The 983-nt window shown below is 63.1% G+C and carries 3 protein-coding genes; all 3 read left to right on the plus strand.

Annotated elements, in window-relative coordinates; genetic code table 11:
* Window positions 1–392 (plus strand): methylmalonyl-CoA mutase family protein (locus NTW26_06205; protein MCX7021851.1); only part of this gene is annotated, 392 nt, incomplete at its 5' end.
* A gap of 223 nt (window positions 393–615) precedes the next feature.
* Complete coding sequence (locus tag NTW26_06210; GenBank protein ID MCX7021852.1) at window positions 616–813, plus strand: hypothetical protein; 198 nt, start codon at window positions 616–618, stop codon at window positions 811–813.
* 10 nt (window positions 814–823) lie between these two features.
* On the plus strand, window positions 824–983 hold a 160-nt coding region (locus tag NTW26_06215; GenBank protein MCX7021853.1), incomplete at its 3' end, for a type II toxin-antitoxin system HicB family antitoxin.

The raw sequence follows: 983 nt of genomic DNA on the forward strand, positions 1-983 counted from the left end.
TGGGCGGCGTGCTCAAGGCCATTGACCTCGGTTTCTTCCAGCAGGAGATAGCCGACGCCGCCTTCGAGTTTCAGCGCAAGATAGAGAAAAAGCGGCGGACGGTCATCGGGGTCAACAAGCACGTCATCCCCAACGAAAAGATAGCCATAGACCTCCTGAAGATTGACCCCGAGGTGGATCGGATCCAGCGGGAGCGGCTGGGCCGCGTCCGGGCGGATCGTAGCCCCGAAGAGGTCAAGAAAGCCCTCGACGGCCTGCGCCGGGCCGCGCGGGACGGCTCGAACACCATGCCCCACTTCTTGAATTGCGCCCGGACCTACGCCACCCTGGGCGAGACCCTGGGCGTGCTCCGGGAGGAGTTCGGCGAGTACAAAGAGCCGCCGATATTCTAGCCCCCTCCCCCCTCTGGGGGGAGGGCTGGGGTGAGGGGCAGGGGTAAGGGCTGCCTAAACCCCCTCTCCCCTCTGGGGAGAGGGCTAGGGTGAGGGTCGGGTCCCCCTCTCCCTGTGGGAAGGGCTGCCTAAACCCCCTCTCCCCTCTGGGGAGAGGGCTGGGGTGAGGGGCAAGTCAACAAGCTATAATCAGACTGCATAAGCTACCACTAAAAGGTGGGTCATGCGTACACTGGTAATTCTGCTGGCTTTACTGGTGATCGCCGGACTGGCCGAGGAGGGCGCGGGCCGCATCGCCTTCGTTTCCGACCGCGACGGGGACGATGAAATTTTTGTTATGGACGCCGACGGGAGCAACCAGACCCAGTTGACCTTCAATGATGACTGGGACAGCTCTCCCGCCTGGTGCCCGGTGGAGTAGGAGGCCGACGATGAAACTTCAGATAACCATCTATCAGGACGAAACCGGGATGTACGTGGTGGAGTGCCCTGCCATCCCCGGCTGTGTCTCCCAGGGCAAGACGGAAGCCGAGGCGCTGGCGAATATCCGTGAGGCCATCGCCGCCTGCCTGGAGGTCCGCCGGGAGGAGG

The sequence above is a fragment of the bacterium genome, assembly GCA_026398675.1.
GTDB lineage: Bacteria > RBG-13-66-14 > RBG-13-66-14 > RBG-13-66-14 > RBG-13-66-14 > RBG-13-66-14.

Coding starts and splice junctions, on each gene's coding strand:
- NTW26_06210 (MCX7021852.1), top strand. CDS start 616: ATGCGTACACTGGTAATTCTGCTGGCTTTACTGGTGATCGCCGGACTG.